Annotated in this window: 1 protein-coding gene and 1 pseudogene; one reads left to right on the top strand and one right to left on the bottom strand. The window is 66.3% G+C overall.

Annotated features, from left to right (window positions below):
* Nucleotides 1-1,143, bottom strand: a 1,143-nt coding sequence (locus tag N878_RS19560) for a 2,4-dienoyl-CoA reductase FMN-binding domain-containing protein (RefSeq protein WP_021445247.1), incomplete at its 3' end; no start/stop codon positions are given.
* A 202-nt stretch (nt 1,144-1,345) separates the two neighbouring features.
* Between N878_RS19560 and N878_RS19555 the strand changes: the two are divergent.
* Nucleotides 1,346-1,736, top strand: a pseudogene (locus tag N878_RS19555) (carbon-nitrogen hydrolase family protein); the annotation flags it as partial.

Genomic DNA, 1,736 nt, shown 5'->3' with positions numbered 1-1,736 from the left:
CACGGCGATCTTCTTCACCTGCTGAGTGGGGATATAGTTCAGCTCGGTCTCATGGCAGGCGCGCGGGTTGACCAGGCAGCTGGTCAGCTTGCCGCCGAAGGTGTGGTCCAGGCAGGCCTGGTTGCAGCCGATGCAGGTGTTGATCTCATCGCTGCGGCCTTCGGCGGCCTTGTTGACGAAGTCCGGGTCGGCAAGGAAGGGACGGGCCATCGACACCATGTCGGCATCGCCCTCGGCCAGCACCTGCTCGGCGACTTCCGGGGTGTTGATGCGGTTGGTGGTGATCAGCGGGATGTTCACCTCGCCCTTGAGCTTGGCGGTGACCTTGGTAAAGGCCGCACGCGGCACCTTGGTGGCGATGGTCGGGATGCGCGCCTCGTGCCAGCCGATGCCGGTGTTGATCAGGGTGGCGCCGGCGGCCTCGATGGCCTTGGCCAGCAGCACGATCTCGTCCCAGGTGCTGCCGCCTTCGACCAGATCGAGCATCGACAGGCGATAGATGATGATGAAATTCGGCCCGACCGCCTCGCGCACGCGACGGACGATCTCCACCGGCAGGCGCATGCGGTTCTCGTAGCTGCCGCCCCAGCGGTCGGTGCGCTGGTTGGTGTGGGCGACCAGGAACTGGTTGATGAAGTAGCCTTCCGAACCCATGATCTCGACGCCGTCGTAGCCGGCCTGCTGGGCCAGGGCGGCGCAGTTGACGAAGTCCTGGATCTGCTTCTCGATGCCCTCCTCGTCCAGCTCGCGCGGCTTGAACGGGTTGATCGGCGCCTGGATGGCGCTCGGCGCGACGGATTTGGGGCTGTAGGCGTAGCGCCCGGCATGCAGGATCTGCATGCAGATCTTGCCGCCGGCCTCGTGCACCGCCTGGGTGACGACCTTGTGCTTCTCCGCTTCCTCGACCGTGCTGAGCTTGGCCGCGCCGGCGTACACACCACCCTCCTCGTTCGGACCGATGCCGCCGGTGACCATCAGGCCGACGCCACCACGGGCGCGCTCGGCGAAGTAGGCCGCCATGCGCTCGAAGCCGCCCGGCTTCTCTTCCAGGCCGGTGTGCATGGAGCCCATCAGGGTGCGGTTGCTCAGCGTGGTGAAGCCGAGGTCGAGCGGGGCCAGCAGGTGCGGGTAACGAGCAGTCATGGAATTCTCCACATCGCGGTGCAGTTCACGGATTGCCGCGGTCTCATGGTCACGCGGTCGGTTATGGGGCCAGACGATAAAGAGCCCGCCAGCCCGGCTCAATGATCGAAACTGACAAGATAATGATCGAAATGAGCAAGCTGACTTGGCAGGCCCGCCCAATCGACCTAACCTGCAGCGCAACTCCAATGAAAGCCCCGCCATGCGTTTACTGATCCTCAGCGTCCTGTCCCTCGCCCTATTCGCCGGTCTCGGCAGCTACGCCCACTGGTGCGAGCAGCGCCCCAGCGGCCACTACCTGTCCGACCTGCGCAGCCGACTCGCCCTCGACCGCGGCCAACCCGGCCCGCGCGGCAACCTGCTGGGCATCCAGCCCGAGCTGTTCGCCGCCGACTATCAGAGCCTCGGCCGCCTGCGCCTGAAACTGGCCGCCTACCTCGACCAGGCCCGCGACCTGGGCCTGCTCAGCGAACGCACCGTAGTCGTGCTGCCGGCACATATCGGCACCTGGTTGCTGGCGGTGGGCGAGAAGGACGAGCTGTACCGCGCCGCGGATCGGCGCCAGGCCCTGCGCTGGCTGGCGGCGAGCAACC

The organism is Pseudomonas sp. EGD-AK9, assembly GCF_000465935.2.
Lineage (GTDB): Bacteria > Pseudomonadota > Gammaproteobacteria > Pseudomonadales > Pseudomonadaceae > Aquipseudomonas.
The sequence above is the reverse complement of the archived record's forward strand: the minus strand, read 5'-3'. Positions and strand labels throughout refer to the sequence as shown.